This window comes from Bradyrhizobium sp. WSM1743 (genome assembly GCF_000473065.1).
In the GTDB taxonomy this organism is placed as follows: Bacteria; Pseudomonadota; Alphaproteobacteria; order Rhizobiales; family Xanthobacteraceae; genus Bradyrhizobium.
Genome location: NZ_AXAZ01000001.1, coordinates 248,883 through 264,945, shown reverse-complemented (window position 1 = coordinate 264,945; position 16,063 = coordinate 248,883). Strand labels below are relative to the sequence as shown.

The 16,063-nt window shown below is 64.1% G+C and carries 17 protein-coding genes; 10 read left to right on the top strand and 7 right to left on the bottom strand.

Going from position 1 to position 16,063, the window contains the following annotated elements:
* The first annotated feature begins 61 nt into the window (after positions 1–61).
* From YU9_RS0101315 to YU9_RS0101295, 5 genes are read left to right on the top strand one after another with little or no spacing between them, the layout of a single operon-like run.
* A complete protein-coding gene (locus tag YU9_RS0101315; protein ID WP_245266271.1) occupies positions 62–883 on the top strand; it encodes an ABC transporter permease in 822 nt (273 codons plus the stop codon).
* The gene (locus YU9_RS0101310) at positions 880–1,686 is read left to right on the top strand and encodes an ABC transporter permease (RefSeq protein ID WP_084298869.1); all 807 of its coding nucleotides are present in this window, start codon (positions 880–882) and stop codon (positions 1,684–1,686) included. The genes YU9_RS0101315 and YU9_RS0101310 overlap by 4 nt, the downstream gene beginning before the upstream one ends.
* Positions 1,683–2,441 (top strand): ABC transporter ATP-binding protein, encoded by a 759-nt coding sequence (locus tag YU9_RS0101305; RefSeq protein WP_027571140.1) that lies wholly within the window; start codon positions 1,683–1,685, stop codon positions 2,439–2,441. Before YU9_RS0101310 ends, YU9_RS0101305 begins: the two co-directional genes overlap by 4 nt.
* A complete protein-coding gene (locus YU9_RS0101300) occupies positions 2,438–2,770 on the top strand; it encodes a hypothetical protein (protein WP_027571139.1) in 333 nt (110 codons plus the stop codon). The genes YU9_RS0101305 and YU9_RS0101300 overlap by 4 nt, the downstream gene beginning before the upstream one ends.
* Before the next feature lie 4 nt (positions 2,771–2,774).
* Positions 2,775–3,830 (top strand): ABC transporter substrate-binding protein, encoded by a 1,056-nt coding sequence (locus YU9_RS0101295; RefSeq protein WP_027571138.1) that lies wholly within the window; start codon positions 2,775–2,777, stop codon positions 3,828–3,830.
* 121 nt (positions 3,831–3,951) lie between these two features.
* Here YU9_RS0101295 and YU9_RS0101290 read toward each other — a convergent pair whose 3' ends face one another.
* The 4 genes from YU9_RS0101290 to YU9_RS0101275 all read right to left on the bottom strand — a co-directional run bounded on the left by YU9_RS0101290 (position 3,952) and on the right by YU9_RS0101275 (position 7,379).
* Positions 3,952–5,496 (bottom strand): heme peroxidase family protein, encoded by a 1,545-nt coding sequence (locus YU9_RS0101290; protein ID WP_027571137.1) that lies wholly within the window; start codon positions 5,494–5,496, stop codon positions 3,952–3,954.
* Positions 5,497–5,757: 261 nt separating this feature from the next.
* Complete coding sequence (locus tag YU9_RS0101285) at positions 5,758–6,030, bottom strand: hypothetical protein (RefSeq protein ID WP_027571136.1); 273 nt, start codon at positions 6,028–6,030, stop codon at positions 5,758–5,760.
* Between the two features lie 144 nt (positions 6,031–6,174).
* Entirely contained in the window at positions 6,175–6,906 is a 732-nt protein-coding gene (locus YU9_RS0101280; RefSeq protein ID WP_036016766.1) for a cytochrome c biogenesis CcdA family protein, read from the bottom strand.
* Between the two features lie 206 nt (positions 6,907–7,112).
* A complete protein-coding gene (locus tag YU9_RS0101275) occupies positions 7,113–7,379 on the bottom strand; it encodes a hypothetical protein (protein ID WP_027571134.1) in 267 nt (88 codons plus the stop codon).
* Positions 7,380–7,863: 484 nt separating this feature from the next.
* Between YU9_RS0101275 and YU9_RS0101270 the strand changes: the two genes are divergently transcribed.
* The 4 genes from YU9_RS0101270 (at position 7,864) to YU9_RS0101255 (ending at position 10,805) form a co-directional block, all read left to right on the top strand.
* Positions 7,864–8,913, top strand: a complete 1,050-nt coding sequence (locus tag YU9_RS0101270) for a LysR family transcriptional regulator (protein WP_027571133.1) — start codon at positions 7,864–7,866, stop codon at positions 8,911–8,913.
* Between the two features lie 29 nt (positions 8,914–8,942).
* Positions 8,943–9,314, top strand: coding sequence for a helix-turn-helix domain-containing protein (locus YU9_RS0101265; RefSeq protein ID WP_020608151.1), 372 nt, complete (start codon positions 8,943–8,945; stop codon positions 9,312–9,314).
* A gap of 286 nt (positions 9,315–9,600) precedes the next feature.
* Entirely contained in the window at positions 9,601–10,422 is an 822-nt protein-coding gene (locus YU9_RS0101260; protein WP_027571132.1) for an enoyl-CoA hydratase, read from the top strand.
* A gap of 104 nt (positions 10,423–10,526) precedes the next feature.
* The gene (locus YU9_RS0101255) at positions 10,527–10,805 is read left to right on the top strand and encodes a hypothetical protein (protein ID WP_027571131.1); all 279 of its coding nucleotides are present in this window, start codon (positions 10,527–10,529) and stop codon (positions 10,803–10,805) included.
* A gap of 36 nt (positions 10,806–10,841) precedes the next feature.
* On the opposite strand, the gene YU9_RS0101250 is transcribed toward YU9_RS0101255, so the two are convergent.
* The 3 genes from YU9_RS0101250 to YU9_RS0101240 all read right to left on the bottom strand — a co-directional run bounded on the left by YU9_RS0101250 (position 10,842) and on the right by YU9_RS0101240 (position 14,442).
* Positions 10,842–11,921 carry an isocitrate/isopropylmalate dehydrogenase family protein gene (locus YU9_RS0101250; RefSeq protein WP_027571130.1) on the bottom strand — a complete coding sequence of 360 codons (1,080 nt, stop codon included), beginning with the start codon at positions 11,919–11,921 and terminating at the stop codon, positions 10,842–10,844.
* A gap of 110 nt (positions 11,922–12,031) precedes the next feature.
* Positions 12,032–13,099 (bottom strand): alcohol dehydrogenase, encoded by a 1,068-nt coding sequence (locus YU9_RS0101245; RefSeq protein ID WP_027571129.1) that lies wholly within the window; start codon positions 13,097–13,099, stop codon positions 12,032–12,034.
* Between the two features lie 146 nt (positions 13,100–13,245).
* A complete protein-coding gene (locus tag YU9_RS0101240; protein ID WP_027571128.1) occupies positions 13,246–14,442 on the bottom strand; it encodes a CaiB/BaiF CoA-transferase family protein in 1,197 nt (398 codons plus the stop codon).
* A 194-nt stretch (positions 14,443–14,636) separates the two neighbouring features.
* Between YU9_RS0101240 and glgA the strand changes: the two genes are divergently transcribed.
* On the top strand, positions 14,637–16,052 hold the full coding sequence (glgA, locus tag YU9_RS0101235) for a glycogen synthase GlgA (protein ID WP_036016763.1): 1,416 nt from the start codon (positions 14,637–14,639) through the stop codon (positions 16,050–16,052).
* The last annotated feature ends 11 nt before the right edge of the window (positions 16,053–16,063 follow it).

The window sequence follows — 16,063 nt, the reverse complement described above, 5'->3', positions numbered from 1 at the left end:
ATGTCGGGAATGATCAGCGTGAAATGCCGGCACAGGCATGGCTGAGCGTCAGGGAGGTCAAATGCAGGTGACGGGCAGTCTGAAGGGCCGATCGTCGCGGCTGATCCGCAGCGTCAACTCGCTGCTGGGAGCTGCGATGTTCGTCGCGCCGCTGCTTGCGCTGGTCGCGATCTGGGCCGTCGTCGTCCCGCTGTTCAACGTCAATCCGCGCGTGTTTCCCTCGGTCGGTGCGGTCGGGGCGGCCGCACTGGACTCGATCCGCGACGGCACGTTGTTCGCCCATGTCGGCGCAAGCCTCTTGCGCGTCGGCCTCGGCACACTGATCGGCATCGCAACTGCCGTGCCGCTCGGCATCGCCATGGGCGTCAGCCCGACCGTCGCGGCCTTCCTCACGCCGCTGTTCCGCTTCTTCTCGGTGCTCGCCGGCATTGCCTGGATCCCGATCGCGACGCTGTGGTTCGGCTACGGTTTTGGCGCGATCGTCTTCGTGATCTTCAACGCCGTGTTCTTCGTCGTCGCCTACAACACCCTGCTCGGCGTCAGGACCATTCCACACACGCTGCGCAACGCGGCCGCCTCGCTCGGCGCCGGCCGCTGGGCGCTGCTGACCGAAGTGCTGCTGCCGGGCGCGCTCCCCAATATCGTCACCGGCATTCGGACGGGCCTTGGCTTCGCCTGGCGCGGGCTGATCGCCGCCGAGATGATCGCGACCAATGTCGGGCTCGGCTACATGCTGTTCGTCGCACGCGACTTCTACCGCACCGAGGTGATCGTGTTTGGCATGATCGTGATCGGCGTGCTCTGGCTTCTGATCGACCGTCTGCTGCTGGTCCCGCTGGAACGCGCGACCATCGAGCGCTGGGGCATGGTGAGGCGCGCATGAACCTGATGCTGCAAATCTGGGCCGGCTATGCCCGCTTGACCCGGCGCTGGCCGGGGATCGCCGCAATCATTCCCTTCATCCCGGTGCTGGCGCTGTGGACGGCCGTCAGCGAAGCCGGACTGTTTCCACGCGCGTTCTTCCCCGGCCCGGGCGATGTGGTGCGCGCGTTCTTCACGCTCACCTACAAGGGCATCCTGCCCGACTATCTCCAGGACAGCCTGATCCGGCTCGCGACCGGCGCCGCGGTCGGCATGGCGCTCGGCATTCCCTTAGGCATCCTGATCGGCACCAGCCGCTGGGCGCACCGCATCTGCTGGCCGGTGCTCTTGTTCTTCCAGGCCATCGGCGACATCGCCTGGCTGCCGATCCTGTTGATCTGGTTCGGCTTCGGACTGACGACGATGACCTTCGTCATCGTCTACACCGTACTGTTCCCGGTCGTGCTCAACACCGTGCTCGGCGTCGAATCCGTGCCGCGCGATCTGGCGCGTGCTGCCTTGAGCCTCGGGGCTTCGCGCGCGCGCGTGCTGTGGGAGGTGACGCTGCCGGGCGCGCTGCCCAACATCATCACGGGCCTGCGCAACGGGCTCGGTTATGGCTGGCGCGCGCTGATCGCGGTCGAGATGATCGTCGGCACCTCCGGCATCGGCTTTATGATGTTCGACGCCCGCCGCGCCGGCTCGACCGTCGAGATCCTGCTCGGCATGATCATTCTCGGATTGCTCTGGTACATCGTGGACGCCTGGATCCTCGCGCCGCTCGAGCGCGCGACCGGCCAGCGTTGGGGATTGGTGACATCATGAAGATGCTTTCGCTGCGCAATCTCGGCAAGACCTATTTCGACCCCTATGCGGGCGCGCATGTCACCGCCGTCCACGACGTCTCGCTCGACGTCGAGCCCGGCGAATTCATCTCGGTGGTCGGTCCCTCCGGCTGCGGCAAGACGACGATCCTGAACATGATCGCCGGCTTCATCCCCTATTCGAAGGGGGACATCCTGCTCGACGGCAAGCCGGTGCACGGGCCTGGCCCCGAGCGTGGCGTCGTATTCCAGTCGTTCGCGCTGTTTCCCTGGAAGACGGTGCTCGACAATGTCGGCTTCGGCCCGAAGATGCGCGGCGTGCCGAAGGCCGAGCGCGACCGCATCGCGCGCGAATATCTCGCGCTTGCCGGGCTCTCGCACGCGGCGCACCGCTATCCCAACGAGCTCTCCGGCGGCATGCAGCAGCGCGTCGGCGTGGTGCGCGCACTCGCCAACAACCCCGACGTCCTCTTGATGGACGAGCCGTTCGCCAGCGTCGACGCGCAGACGCGCATGACGCTCCAGGAGGAACTGACCCGCATCTGGCAGGAGCGCAAGCCGACGGTGATCTTCATCACCCATGACGTGGCGGAAGCGGTGTTTCTCGCCAACCGCGTCGTCGTGTTATCGAAGGGACGCGTGCTCGACCAGATCGCGGTCGACCTGCCGCGGCCTCGGGTCTGGGACGACCTTGTCAAGGACGACCGCTTCAAGCAGCTCTCGGCGCGCGTGCTGCAGATGGTGCGCGCGGCATGAGCATCGCCTCCGAAGCCTTGCGCTCGTCCAAGGCCCGCGTCGTGCTCGGCGCGATTGCCGCATGGGCGCTGTTTCAACTCTGGCTGACGATCGCAGCGCCGGGAAAGATTTCGCCGGAGCTGACGGTCACATCGGAAAAGGTCAACGTGCAGATCGAGCTGCCGTTCACGCCGGAGCGCTTCCACGTGCTCGCGTTCCAGCAATACGGACGCGTCTCGGGCACGGACGAGCATTCGATCGAACTGCGTGGCGTTAAAAGAACGGACCTCAACGCCGTGGCCCGACCCTATTGGGTGACGGCGGTGGGGCCGATAAAAGAGGGAGGCTGAGAATATGAAACGACTCGTGTTGCTTGGACTAGTGCTTCTCGCCGGCCTGGTGCCGGCAAGCGCCCAGACCCTGACGAAGCTGAAGGCCGGCATGGTCACCGGTATCGACCAGATCGGCCTGCCGATCGCGCTCGAGCGCGGCTTCTTCGAGAAGTACGGGCTCGACGTCACGATCGCGCGCCCCTACGCGACCGGCGTCGACGCGCTGAACGCATTGCAGGCCGGCGAGAGCGAGATCGTGCAGGTCGGCGTGCCCATGATCGGCGCCGTGCTGCGCGGCATGGACCTCGTCGCGCTCGGCAATTACAGCGGCAACGCCACCAAGGCCGGCTCCGATGCGACCATGGCGATCATCGCGCGCGAAGGTTCAGGCATCGTCAAGGGCGACCTGTCGACGCTGAAGGGCAAGAAGATCGCAGCGTCCTTCGGCACGATCAACCATCTCTACATCCTGGCGACGCTGGAGAAGGCCGGGCTGAAGCCCGACGACGTGACGCTGGTCAACACGCCGCCGCCGGACATGACCGTCGCCCTGCTCGCCAAGGGCATCGACGCGTTCTCGGGCTGGGATCCCTGGCCGATCGTCGCGGGCAAGGATGTGCCCGGCGCGGTCGAGATCATCCGCGGCGGCGACGTGATCTCCTATCTCGGCTTCAACGTCGCGCTACGCCCCTGGGTGCAGGCCAATGGCGAGACCATCGAGAAATTCCTCGCGGCCGTCTCCGAGGCCGACCAATGGATGCGCAAGAACCCGAAGCAGGCGGCGCAAGTTGCCACACGCTGGATTCCCGGCCTCAAGCAGGACGTCGCCGAGGCTGCGATGCAGTTCAACATCCAGCAGGCGGACCGCCGGCTGTCGGCGAACAATTACCGCGCGCTCTGGAGCGCCGAGGACCGGCTCTCCCGGCTCGGCATCCTCAAGTCGACCTTCGACGTCAATGCGCATATCGAGCCGAAGCACATTCTCAAGGTCATGAAGGACCGTCCCGAGCTGTTTGCCGACCTGCCGCCGATCCCGGAGACGGCGGCGATCACGCCAGGCTATGTGTTCAAGCCTTGAGCCTGTTGCAAACATCCAGACCGGCGCGCGATGCGCGCCGGTCTAACTGATCGTCTGCAATGCCGGGAACGTCTCAAGGCCCGGCTTCATTGACGCGACCGGCGATCGCCGGGCGTCTGGTCTAGACGGTCGAGATGCCGTCGATCGGACTGATATCCCCGACGAAACGCAGCAGATCGGCCATCGTGAATTCGCCCGGCACTTGCGATGGAAGCGTCGGCTTCCAGTTCTTGCCCTTGACCCAAAGATACGACTGGTGGTCGCCATGGACGAGGCCGACGAAGACCTCGGCAAGCAGCGTCGCGCCAACCGGCCCGAGCCTTTCGCCGCCGCCCCGCTGCTCCGCCTCCTTGAGGATGTAGTACCATAGCGGAGTGTGCTGGTGCAGGCCATGCTTCTTCGCCACCGCACCGTCGCTCCCCTTCGAGATTTCTTCCGGCGTCAGTGGATTCTTGATCTTCATGGCCTTGGCGACGTCCTGCCCCGACGGCAATCCCAGCAACACGCCGCGCTTGAGGTTGCGGAACGGCAGGCTGCCGCCGTCACCAGGCAGTGTGTGGAGTTGCGGCACGACGAAGGGGTCGATCTTGCGCGATGGATTGAGGGTCACGCCCGGAGGATTGTTCGACAGCACCTGATAGAAGCGCCGCCAGTCGATGATCCAGTTGCTCGAAAGCACCGGAAGCGGGAGCGGCGGCTGAATCGGGTTAGGCTCCAGATCACCGATGATTCCTCCCGAAAGCCCGGTGAACCTGAACAGCAGATCGAGCGTCGCAGGAGTGAGGCCACCCGGCGTGAAGATCCTGTTGTGACTATAGACCTGGCGAACCATGCTGTGGCCGAGACGGTAGACCGCAGCGGAAAACTCGACGGGCATGTAGGGTGTCTTCCTGAAGCGGTAGAAACGCCGCCCCTGCTCGAGGATTTTCGCGACGATCCCCTTCTCGGTGATCCGCTCCACGAAATCGTGCAGGACCATCCATTGGTAGTGCCAGGTCACGATCCGGCGTGCTTCCTCGAATATCTCGCCCTGCGGCTTTCCCGATGCCGCGAGCTGATCGCAAACCTTGTTGTGAAACTTCAGCATCGCAAGATGGGTTTGCGCGACGAGCAGGTTCTCGTCGTTGCGGTGATCGCCGATGAGGGCAAACCCCTCGGGATTGCGCGGCAGGTCGTTGCGATGATCTCCCGTGATGGCATCGACGTTGACGGTCTTGCCGATCAGGAGCTTGGGGCCCGGAGTCTTGCCGTTGTCGCTCGCCGAATTGCGCGCGTAGAGGTGGCGGCTTCCGTCGGGACCGAGACCATAAACGCTGTCGAGATCGAGCGCGGGCGTGCGAAAATTAGTGACCGCCGTCGGATCGGCCTCCTTCTCGCCAAAGGAGGTCAGATCGAGCATGATATCGTGGTCGATGAATTGCCCGAGATAGGTAAAGCCGGCCGGGACGCTGAGATTGTTTCCCGCAGCGTCGCCGGGAGCGGGATCCTTCATCGCATCGGCGAGCTCATGCAGCGGGCCGTCGTCGACAGCGAGCGGCTCCAGTGTCGGAAACATCCGACCGAACATGCCCGGATCGTCGTGTCCGGAAAGCGTATCCAGAAATTGTCGCGTCGGTTGACGTCCGGCCTTGCCATGACCGGGATGAACGTTCACGTCGGTTCCCATCGCTTGCTCCTGCTCAAAATGCTGTAAGGGGAGAGGGGCGCCGAAGATGTCGATTGGTCTAAAATTCTCGTTTCAGTATACGTTCTTGAAGAATGCCCCTCAGGGTGCAGTAAAATGAAATATTACCACAGATTGCATTCTGTGGGTGAGTCCTACCGGCGAGGCTTTTTGCCCCACCAACGACACAGGCTTTTGATCGCCTGGAGCTCAAACAAAAAAGACTAAGGCGCGATGGACGAGCCGGTCCAATCTCATCGCGCTTTAGCGTTTCGCGGCGAACCGCGCCCAGATCTCAGCGTCCGTGTAAAAGTCTATGCCGCCATCGAGATCTCTCACCAGCCACTCGCCGAGATAGACGATTTGAGTGCCGCTGCGCCGCTCGTGCCGAAGTTCGAATTTTCCATCGGCATCCTTCTGCAGCGAGCAACTCGACTGAACCCAGCTCGGCCACTCCTGCAACGGCTGCCCCAAAAATTGCCAGGCAACCAAAGCCGCGTTGTTCGGCAAGGGCTCTAAGCGCAGTGTCTCGGTCACGTGATCTCCACCATGCGAGTTGTCCCTGATGCAACGTCTCGGCACCGGAAAGGTTTGGTATCTCGTCGTTCCGTGACAGCATGCCCCGCAGGTCTCAACGGTTCCTTTGCTATTTCGTCCGTGAAAACCCGGTTCCCGCGCGCCTCACCCGATCGTCTGCAGCGCCGGAAACGTCTCCAGCAGCCAGATGCTCACATTCGAGACCGCGCCGGTGAGAAAGCCGATGCCGGTGATCACCATCAAGACGCCCATGGCGCGCTCGACATTGACGAGCTGGCCCTTCATGCGCGCGAACAGCGCTGAGAACTGCTCGATCATAAGCGCGGCGATCAGGAAGGGAATACCGAGGCCCGCGGAATAGACCGCGAGCAGGCCGGCGCCCTTCGTCACCGTGGCTTCCGCCGCGGCGATCGAGAGGATCGCGGCGAGGATCGGGCCGATGCAGGGCGTCCAGCCGAAGGCGAAAGCGAGGCCCATGATATAGGCGCCCCAGAGGCCGACCGGCTTGGGGATCGGCAGCCGTCCCTCGCGCATCAAAAGGCCGATGCGCGTCAAGCCCAGGAAGTGCAGGCCCATGATGATGATGACGATGCCGGCGATGATCGACAGCTCCGCCGACCAGGCCCGGATCAGCCCGCCGATCAGCGAGGCGCTGGCGCCGAGCGCCACGAACACCGTGGAAAAGCCGAGCACGAACAGGAGCGCCGACATCATGATCGCGCGCTTGGAGGCCGCGGCCGGCTCGTCGCTCTCGACATGCTCGATCGTGGCGCCCGTGAGGTAGATCAGATAGGGCGGGACCAGAGGCAGGACGCAAGGCGAGAGGAAGCTGACGAGGCCGGCAATCAGCGCCGCCGGGATCGAAACATTTTGCATGATGCAGTCGGAGCCATCTCAGGTGCCGGTACGGCGCGCAAGCAATGCGCCCGGCCCGGCGCCGAACCGGCTCTGGTGTAGCCGATGCCGGAGAATGCGCAACAGAGGCGCACAGAACCAAGGCTCCTCCCGATGCCCTCCGTGATCACAGATGCGGCATCGGGACGCGCACAAACCTCGCCAAACAGGGAGATTCGGCGGCGCGGCTATTTCACCACGCGGAGCAGCGGACGCCGGGGCTGGTCCTGCGTCTGCTTGGAAGGGGGCGGCGGCTCACTCGCAGCGCTCCGCAGCATTTCGTCGCACAGTGCCCTGAGATCGGCACTGTCAATTCCTTTCAGTTTCATCCTGACGTCGAGGATGACGATGGACAGCATCTCGGCCGACTCACGGCTGCTGCACTCATTGAGAACCCTGCGGCACTCCTCGAGCGTTTCCAGCACCGACTGCAACTGTTCGTCTGAATGCGACACGGCGTTCTTTCCGTTAATTCGGCCTGCGAGACGTACTTGTCACGCCCCCTTCGGCCCCCATGAAAGACCAAAGATAGCACGAGGCGACTGCGCCTCCGAACCTGATTTCAGTGTGATTCTGCGGTGGAACTGCGGCTTCGGCCGCCATCGCCATGCAGCACCGTTGGAGATCGCCGAAGTGGTCCGGGAGCAAACGCGTGATGCGGTGTGATCGATCCATCGAGGGAGACGGCATCGGCTCTCGCGCAAAAATTTCCATTGCGGACAGCGCCGGCAATCCCGCAGCCACTCCACGGCTCGCAACGGAACTCACGCCAAAACCCCTCAGTCAGGCCGATCGTCTGCCCGAATTCCCAGCCCGCGGCAGCATCCCAATACCACCCACGCAGCAGTAAGGATGACGTTCAAAACTCGTCATTCCCCAACCCGTCGTGGTTGTGGTTTGCGCCAGATTCTGCCAGTTTAGCTTCCTGAAGGGACTTGTATGCACTCCTTGGCGGAAAGGGGCGTTCCTGTGGCGGAACGCCCAAAGACAAATCTCAGCGGCCTCTCGGATTGGGATGCCGCCCGCATATTTTTGGAAGTCGTTCGCTGCGGAAGTTTTCGCTCGGCGGCTGAGCGCTTGTCGCTGTCGATCAACGCCGTGCGCCGACGGATCGACGATTTCGAACGCCAGACCGGCACCACGCTGTTCACCCGCGACGTTCACGGCACCCATCTGACCGATGAGGGTGCTCTGGTGGTCTCCGCCGTCGAGCGCATGGAAGCGGCCACCTTCGACGTGCTGCGCGCCAGCGATTCGATGGCCAACGCCTTGTCCGGTGAGGTCCGCGTTGCCGTCACCGAGGGGCTCGGCACATTCTGGCTGGCCCCGCGACTGGTGGAATTCCAGCAAGCCTATCCGAAGATCCTGGTGGACCTGCATTGCGCGATGCGCTCGGCCGACGTCTCGCGCCACGAGGCCGACGTCGCCATCCATCTGTCGCGTCCCTCGGCGCTCGACATCAAGCTGGTGCGGCTCGGCCGCATGCATCTGATGTTCTGGGCCTCCGAGAAATACATCGCAAAGCATGGCGCGCCGCACTCAGCGGCGGAATTGATCAAGCATCGCCTGGTGCTGCAATTCGCCGACCAGCTTGCCGCCAAGGAATCCTTCGAGAGCTTCTTCCCGGGCGTTCCGGAACGTGACCTTCTGGTCATGAAGACCAACGTCTCAAGCGCCAACTACTGGGCGGTCGCGAATGGCGCCGGCATCGGCGTATTCCCGAGCTACGCCATTGCGCTTGGCGGGAAGTTGATTCCACTGGAGGTCGAGCTGAACCGACCGCTGGATATCTGGCTATCCTACCACCCCGGTAGCGGCCGTATCCCGCGCGTGCGGCACATGATTGACTGGCTGATCGAGGCTTTCAATCCGGCTCGCTTCCCGTGGTTTAAGGAAGAGTTCGTGCACCCGCATGAATTCAAGGACTCGTATATGGGCGAACCCCTGACCCAGCTCTTCGGGGGATTTTCAACCGAAGAACAAAGGTGAAAACAGAGATGAAAGCAGCGGCGAAAAGAATGAAGCAGCGCAGCGCCGGCAAGCCGGACATCGAGCTTGGCAAGCGGATCCGTCTGCGGCGCGTCGAGATGAAGATCTCGCAGGCTGAGCTCGGCGAGAAGCTCGGCGTGAGCTTCCAGCAGGTCCAGAAATACGAGAAGGGTGTAAATCGCGTCGGTGCGGCTCGGCTTCAGCAGATCGCCTCCGCCCTCGACGTGCCCGTGACCTTCTTCTACGACGGCGACAACAAGGCCCGCGAGGTCGAGAGCCTGCTCTTCCTCGACTCGGCCTTCAGCCTCCGCCTGCTGCGCGCCTACAGCAAGATCAAGGACCAGACGGTGCAGCGTCAGCTCGTCTCGCTGATGGAATCGATCGCGGCGAACGAGAGCTGAGGCCGATCGACGGCCTGGCCTTTACGGCCGATGTTCAATCCGCCGCGTCACGGGGGCGCGGCCGGATTGAACGAGATCGGATGAGATATGTGTGCGCCCGCGCGCTTGCGCGCGGTGTGTCTCGGGACGGCCTGGCTGCCCCTTCTTCTTGGTCGTTTGCCGCCGGACTTCGCGCGCGCCATGCAATCGCAGCACAGGCGGATGCAGGCTCTCCCACGCTGCCCCGGTTGACCGCGGCGGCGGCTGCGCCGCACATTGCGCTCGGCCTACGACCAGCGAGCGCGCGATGTCCGACATTTTCAGCACGACCGGAACACCTTACGCCGATGGCAAGATCCTCAAGCACAGGGCCGGTGGCGTCGGCGTGATCTCCTTCAACAATCCCGACAAGCGCAACGCGATGTCGCTGGAGATGTGGGAGGGATTTGGCGAGGCGCTGACGGCCTTGCGCGACGACGACACCGTGCGCGTCGTGATCCTGCGCGGCGCCGGCGGCAAGGCGTTCGTCTCGGGCGCCGACATCAGCCAATTCGAGAAGGTCAGGCACAATGCGGCGGCGTCCGAGGAGTACGCCAAGCGCAGCGCCGCCCAGCGTGCGCTGCTCGCCGACTACCCCAAGCCGACCATCGCCTGCATCGACGGCTTTTGCCTCGGCGGCGGCATGCAGGTCGCGATGCTCGCCGATATCCGCCTCGCCTCGCATGGCAGCCAGTTCGGCATCCCTGCAGCCAAACTCGGCATTGCCTACGGCTATGACGGCTTGCGACATCTGGTGTCGCTGGTCGGGCCGGCCTGGGCGCGGCTTCTGATGTACACGGGCATGCGTATCGATTCCGCCGAGGCGCTGCGCATTGGTCTCGTGGAGCGCCTGTTCCCAGAGGGCGAGCTCTGGGGCGAGACCATGACGATTGCGGAGACGATCGCGCAGAACGCCCCTCTCGCGATCAAGGCCGCTAAGATCACCATCGCGCAGGTGCTGAAGGACGAGAGCCGGCGTGACATGGAGGCGATCAAGGCGATCGGCAATGCCTGCATGGACTCGGAGGATTTCCGCGAGGGCCGGCAGGCCTTCATGGAGAAACGCAAGCCGCAATTCCGGGGCCGCTGAAGCTGAACCGACATTCAGGAAGATTAAATTCCACGCGCAGCTCAATGCGGCGGCAACCAGTTGATCTGGCGAAAGTTCTCCCGCCACCAAAGAGGGAGATTGCGATGACACTAAAATTCGCTGTTCTTGGTCTGGCCGCCATGGGTGGTGTGGCGCTCGCGTCGGGACCGGCCCTCGCGGCAATGCCGAACGGCATCCCGCAGGCGGACAAGATTGCAAGCGGTCCGGCCGCTGAGGTCGAACAGGTGCGCTGGGTGTGCAACCCTTGGGGCCGCTGCTGGTGGCGCCCGAACTATTACCGCGCCTACGGCTATTACGGCGGCCCGCGCTTCTACGGTCCGCGTCCGTGGGGCTGGCGTCACCGCCATTGGCACCGTTGGTGAACGACAAAGGGGCCCCGCGGGGCCCCTTTTCGTTGACTACAGCGCCGCCAGCACCGCTTTCGTGATGTCGGTGGTGCCGTTGCTGCCGCCGAATTCCATCGGCTTGATGCCGCCGGCATAGACCTGGTCCACCGCACGCTCGATGGTCTCACCGGCTTCTGCCGCGCTCTCGAGGCCGTGCTTGTCGGCAAGCCAGTCCAGCATCATCGCCGCCGACAGGATCATGCCGGTCGGATTGGCCTTGCCCTGCCCCATGATGTCGGGCGCAGTGCCGTGGCACGGCTGGAACACCGCATACTTGTCGCCGATGTCGGCCGAGGGCGCCATGCCGAGACCGCCGATCAGGCTCGCGGTGATGTCGGAGACGATGTCGCCGAACATATTCTCCATCACCATGACATCGAAATCCCAGGGACGCTTCACCAGCATCGCCGAGCAGGCATCGACATAGAGCCGGTCGGTCTTCACATCAGGATGCTTCTTCTCGATCTCATCGAAGATGCCGCGGAAGAACGCAAAAGCCTTGAACACGTTCGCCTTGTCGACGCAGGTGAGCATTCCCGGCTTGCCGCGCGCCTTGCGTCGCTCGGCAAGGCGAAACGAGAACTCGAACAGGCGCTCCGATGTCCGGCGCGTGATCACCATGGTCTCGCGCGCGTCCTCATGGGTGACGACGCCCTTGCCCATCGAGGCGAACAGGCCTTCGGTGGACTCCCTGATCACGACGAGATCGATACCGCGCTGATCGGCGCCGACGATCGGGCTCGGCACGCCCGGAATGAGCCGCGCCGGACGCACGCCGGCATAGAGATCGAAGATGAAGCGCAGCTCGATCTGTGGCGCAATCTCGGTATTGTCGGGATAGCGCACCGACGGCAAGCCGCAGGCGCCGAGCAGGATCGCGTCCGCCTCCTCGCAGAGCTTGATCGTGCTATCCGGCATCGACTTGCCGGTGGCGAGATAATTGTTGGCGCCGGCGGGCGCTTCGGTGAAGCGGAAGCCGAGACCGGATTTTTCGCCGACCTTGCGCAGCACCTCGAGCGCCGGCGCCATGACTTCGGGACCGATGCCGTCACCGGCGAGCACGGCAATGTGGAAGGCGTTGTTTGCGGACATGGGGGTTCCTGAGCCAAGGGTTGTCATTCCGGGGCGGTCCGCAGGACCGAACCCGGAATCTCGAGATTCCGGGTTCGATGCTTTGCATCGCCCCGGAATGACGGAAATCGTTACGGCGTCAGCACGGTGCGGCCGACCACGGCGCCCTGCTGCAATTGCAGCAGCGCGTCGTTGGCCTTGGCGAGCGGTTGCCGCGTCACCGGGATCGGCGGCACCTTCTTGGTGCGCACGAGGTCGAGCAGCTCCTGCGTCTCGCGCAAGTTTCCGACATAGCTGCCCTGGATCGTCACCGCCTTGATCGGAATTAGCGGCAGCGCCCAGGTCGCACCGCCGCCGAACAGGCCGACGATGATCAGCTTGCCGCCCTTGGTGAGGCAATCAAAGCCGAGCTGCGTCGTGGCAGAGTTGCCGACGAGGTCGATCACGGCCCGGATCGGCCCGCCCGCCTTCTTCGCAAGCTGCTCCAGCGCATCCGCCGCCTTGGGATCGACGGTCGCCAGCGCGCCGGCCTTCTCGGCAGCTTCACGCTTCTTCGCGTCGATATCGACCATGATCGCGCCCTTGCCGCCCATGGCCTTCAGCAGCGACAGCGCCATCAAGCCGAGGCCGCCGGCACCGAACATCACGATCGGCGTGTCGAAATGCTGCTCGACCTTCTTCAGCGCGCTGTAGGTTGTGACGCCCGAGCAGGCATAGGGCGCGGTCGTCGCGGGATCGAGCCCCCTGAGGTTGAGCAGATAACGCGGATGCGGCACCAGCATGTGGTCGGCATAGCCGCCGTCGCAATAGACGCCGAGCGAGCGCGGCGTCAGGCACATGTTCTCGTCACCGCCAAGACAAGTCGCGCATTTGCCGCAGCCGATCCAGGGGTAGACAAGGCCGACGTCGCCGAGCTTCAGGTCGCCCTGGTCGGTCGGCTTCACGTCGGGGCCGAAGGCGAGGACTTCGCCGACAGTCTCGTGCCCCATCGTTAGCGGCAGGTTGATGCCGCGGTCCTTCAGCGACAGCGGCTTGCGGCCATGACCGAGATCGTAGCCGCCTTCCCAGATGTGGAGGTCGCTGTGGCAGACACCGGCGGCCTTTACCTTGATCAGCACCTGCGTGCCAGACGGTTGCGGCGTCGCCTCGTCGACCTCCTGCAGCGGCGCCTTGAAATCGGCGACCTTGAAACTCTTCATTGGCGTCCTCCCGGCATATTCTTATTGTCACGCCCACCATGCCATGGCCGGCGGAGCGAGACAAACTCGCTCCTGTCTAGTTTACGGCGGTCGAAGATGGCAACCCGACGGCGCGCAAGGCCGCATTGCTTGCGGCACGAAGCCGTTCAGCCTGTCGCAGCCGTTTTGCCTGTCGGAATTGACACCTCGCTGGCGAGCCCAATCTCTTCGCGCAATGCTTCCGTGTGCGCGCCGAGCACAGACACCGTCTTGGCCGGCGTCGTGTCGGCCCTCGACATCCGGAACGGCAGGTTGAGCACCTGGAACGAGCCGCCCTCGTCCCGCACCTCCGAGAGCGCCTGCCGATGCGCGAGCTGCGGATCGGCCAGCGCCTCTGACACGGTGCGATAGGCCGAGGCCGGAACGCCGGCAGCGCCAAGTGCGAGCAGGCATGCATCGGTCGACAGCTGCCGCGACCAGACCTCCACACCGTCCATCAACTCCGCCCAGTTCGCGCGGCGCGGAGCATAGGTGGCAAAGCGTGGATCGGAGACCCATTCGGGGCGGCCGATTACTCCCATCAGAGCCTGGAACGTCTTCTCGCTGGCGACCGTGATCATGACATAGCCGGTTGCCGTTTCCGTCGGTCCGAACATCGGGCGGGGCGGCGGCGTCACCGCGAATTGCGAGCTCTGCAACTCGGTCAGAGTCAGGGTCAGCATTGATTCCAGCATGGAGACGTCGATGTGCTGGCCGAGCCCGGTCACGGTGCGCTGATAGAGCGCGGACGCGATCGCGCCAAAACCGTAGGTGCCGGTGACGACGTCGGCGTGGTATATGCCGCAATAGTCTGGACGGCTGCGGCCCGGCTGGTAGGCGAGATGCGCCATGTCGTAGCCGGAAGCCGCATGAATCACCGGCGCATAGGCCGGCAGCTCGGCCGAGGGGCCGGTCTGGCCATAGCCGGAGATCGAGCAGTAGATCAGCCTCGGGTTGACCTGATACAGCCTGTCGTAGTCGAGCCGCAGCCGGTGCATCACGCCCGGGCGAAAGTTCTCGACCAGAATGTCGGCGGTGGCGGCCAGCCGGCGCACCGCCTGCTTGCCGTCCTCGGACTTGAGGTCGAGGACCACGCTCTTCTTGCCGACATTGAGCTGGCCGAAGGCGGTGCTGCAGCCATTGCGCAGCGGCGGCCGTGTCCGCATCGTCTCGCCGCCGTCGGTCTCGATCTTGATGACCTCGGCGCCCATGTCGGCTAGCATGCGCGCGCAGTGGGGACCGGCGATCGTGGTCGAAAAATCCAGGACCCGCAGGCCTGCGAAAGCCTTTGTCGTCGTCCCCTCATGCTTGTCTGGTAGCTGCATGCCTGCTCACGTCCTTGGCTCTCTCAGGAACCATCGAAGTTCTTTGTTGTTGATGCGGCGACCCTAGAGGGCGGCGGCTGAGTAGGAAAGTGTTTACCGAACAGGCGCGGCGCGTGGGCAGGCTTTAAGAATTCCAGGGCAACTGGACCCGTTCTTGCATAGCAGCGAACGGGATCGGAAAAGGGCAGCTGTTCTTGAGGGTCTTGTTCGTCACCACAGAGATGGACGACTTCGTCCGCGTTGGCGGACTGGGCGCCGTTTCCGCCGCCCTTCCGCGTGCCCTTCGCTCCTTCGCCGATATCCGGATCATGCTCCCCGGCTATCGCGACATCATCGAGCAACTCACGCATATTCAGATCGTTGGCCGCTGTCCTGCATTCGCGGAGATGCCGGCCTGCTCGCTCGGCCGGGCCGCGACCAAGGATGGCCTGCCGGTCTATGTGCTGTTGTGCTCGCAGCTCTACGACCGGCCCGGCAACCCCTATGGCGACGAGTCCGGGCGCGACTGGCCCGACAACGACATCCGTTTCGCACGCTTTGCCTCGGCGGCGGCTGAGCTCGCCATGGGCAAGCTGGACAAGAATTGGGCAGCAGACCTGATCCATGCCAATGACTGGCAGGCCTCGCTCGTGCCGGCGTACCTTGCCTGGCAAGGCGCCAAGCTGCCGTCGATCCTGACGATTCATAACCTCGCCTATCAGGGCCTCTTCCCGAAGGAGGCGCTGCGGCGGATCGGCGCACCGGAGAGCTCCTTCCACATCGACGGCGTCGAGTTCTACGACCAGGTCTCCTTCCTCAAGGCCGGACTGATCTATGCCTCGCACCTCACCACGGTCAGCGCCACCTATGCGCGGGAGATCACCACGGCCGAATTCGGCTGCGGCCTGGAAGGCCTGCTTCGTATCCGCTCCGACGCGGCCGAGCTCACCGGCATCCTCAACGGCATCGACGAGAGCTGGGACCCGCGCTCCTGCGCCCAGCTCGCTCAGCAGTTCGGCGCCGGCGATTGGGTCGGCAAGAGGGCCAATGCGGATTACGTGCGCAAGCAGTTCGGGCTTGCGGTCTCGCGCGGCCCGATGTTCGGCATCGTCGCCCGCCTCGTGCACCAGAAGGGCATCGACCTCGTGCTGTCGGCCGCCGACGAGATCGTCGATGCCGGCGGGCAGATCGTGGTCACCGGCTCCGGCGAGCCGGTGCTCGAGCAGGCCTTGATCGACGCGCATCGCCGCCGCCCCGACGCCATCGGGGTCGTGATCGGCTTCAACGATGCCCAGGCGCGCCGCATCTTCGCCGGCAGCGACTTCACGCTGATGCCGTCGCGTTTCGAGCCGTGCGGCCTCAGCCAGATGTATGCCCAGCGCTTCGGCTCGCTGCCGATCGGGCACCAGACAGGCGGCCTGGCCGAGACCATCACCGATGGCGAGACCGGATTCCTGTTCCCAAAACCCTCGCGCGAATCTTTCCTCGGCGGCGTCCGCCGGGCCTTCTCGGCCTTCATGGCGCACGACCAGCTCGACTCCATGCGCCGCACCGCCATGGGGCGCTCGTTCTCCTGGAGCATCTCGGCGGGTTGTTACAGCGCGTTGTACCGGAAGCTGGCGTCGGTGTGAGCCTGAGGCGT

Excerpts from the sequence above, each read along its gene's own strand:
- YU9_RS0101255 (WP_027571131.1), top strand. The coding sequence starts at position 10,527 with ATGACACTAAAATTCGCTGTTCTTGGTCTGGCCGCCATGGGTGGTGTG.
- YU9_RS0101305 (WP_027571140.1), top strand. The coding sequence starts at position 1,683 with ATGAAGATGCTTTCGCTGCGCAATCTCGGCAAGACCTATTTCGACCCC.
- YU9_RS0101245 (WP_027571129.1), bottom strand. The coding sequence starts at position 13,099 with ATGAAGAGTTTCAAGGTCGCCGATTTCAAGGCGCCGCTGCAGGAGGTC.
- YU9_RS0101270 (WP_027571133.1), top strand. The coding sequence starts at position 7,864 with ATGCACTCCTTGGCGGAAAGGGGCGTTCCTGTGGCGGAACGCCCAAAG.
- YU9_RS0101290 (WP_027571137.1), bottom strand. The coding sequence starts at position 5,496 with ATGGGAACCGACGTGAACGTTCATCCCGGTCATGGCAAGGCCGGACGT.
- YU9_RS0101250 (WP_027571130.1), bottom strand. The coding sequence starts at position 11,921 with ATGTCCGCAAACAACGCCTTCCACATTGCCGTGCTCGCCGGTGACGGC.
- YU9_RS0101260 (WP_027571132.1), top strand. The coding sequence starts at position 9,601 with ATGTCCGACATTTTCAGCACGACCGGAACACCTTACGCCGATGGCAAG.
- YU9_RS0101280 (WP_036016766.1), bottom strand. The coding sequence starts at position 6,906 with ATGCAAAATGTTTCGATCCCGGCGGCGCTGATTGCCGGCCTCGTCAGC.
- YU9_RS0101265 (WP_020608151.1), top strand. The coding sequence starts at position 8,943 with ATGAAGCAGCGCAGCGCCGGCAAGCCGGACATCGAGCTTGGCAAGCGG.
- YU9_RS0101315 (WP_245266271.1), top strand. The coding sequence starts at position 62 with ATGCAGGTGACGGGCAGTCTGAAGGGCCGATCGTCGCGGCTGATCCGC.
- YU9_RS0101240 (WP_027571128.1), bottom strand. The coding sequence starts at position 14,442 with ATGCAGCTACCAGACAAGCATGAGGGGACGACGACAAAGGCTTTCGCA.
- YU9_RS0101310 (WP_084298869.1), top strand. The coding sequence starts at position 880 with ATGAACCTGATGCTGCAAATCTGGGCCGGCTATGCCCGCTTGACCCGG.
- YU9_RS0101295 (WP_027571138.1), top strand. The coding sequence starts at position 2,775 with ATGAAACGACTCGTGTTGCTTGGACTAGTGCTTCTCGCCGGCCTGGTG.
- YU9_RS0101300 (WP_027571139.1), top strand. The coding sequence starts at position 2,438 with ATGAGCATCGCCTCCGAAGCCTTGCGCTCGTCCAAGGCCCGCGTCGTG.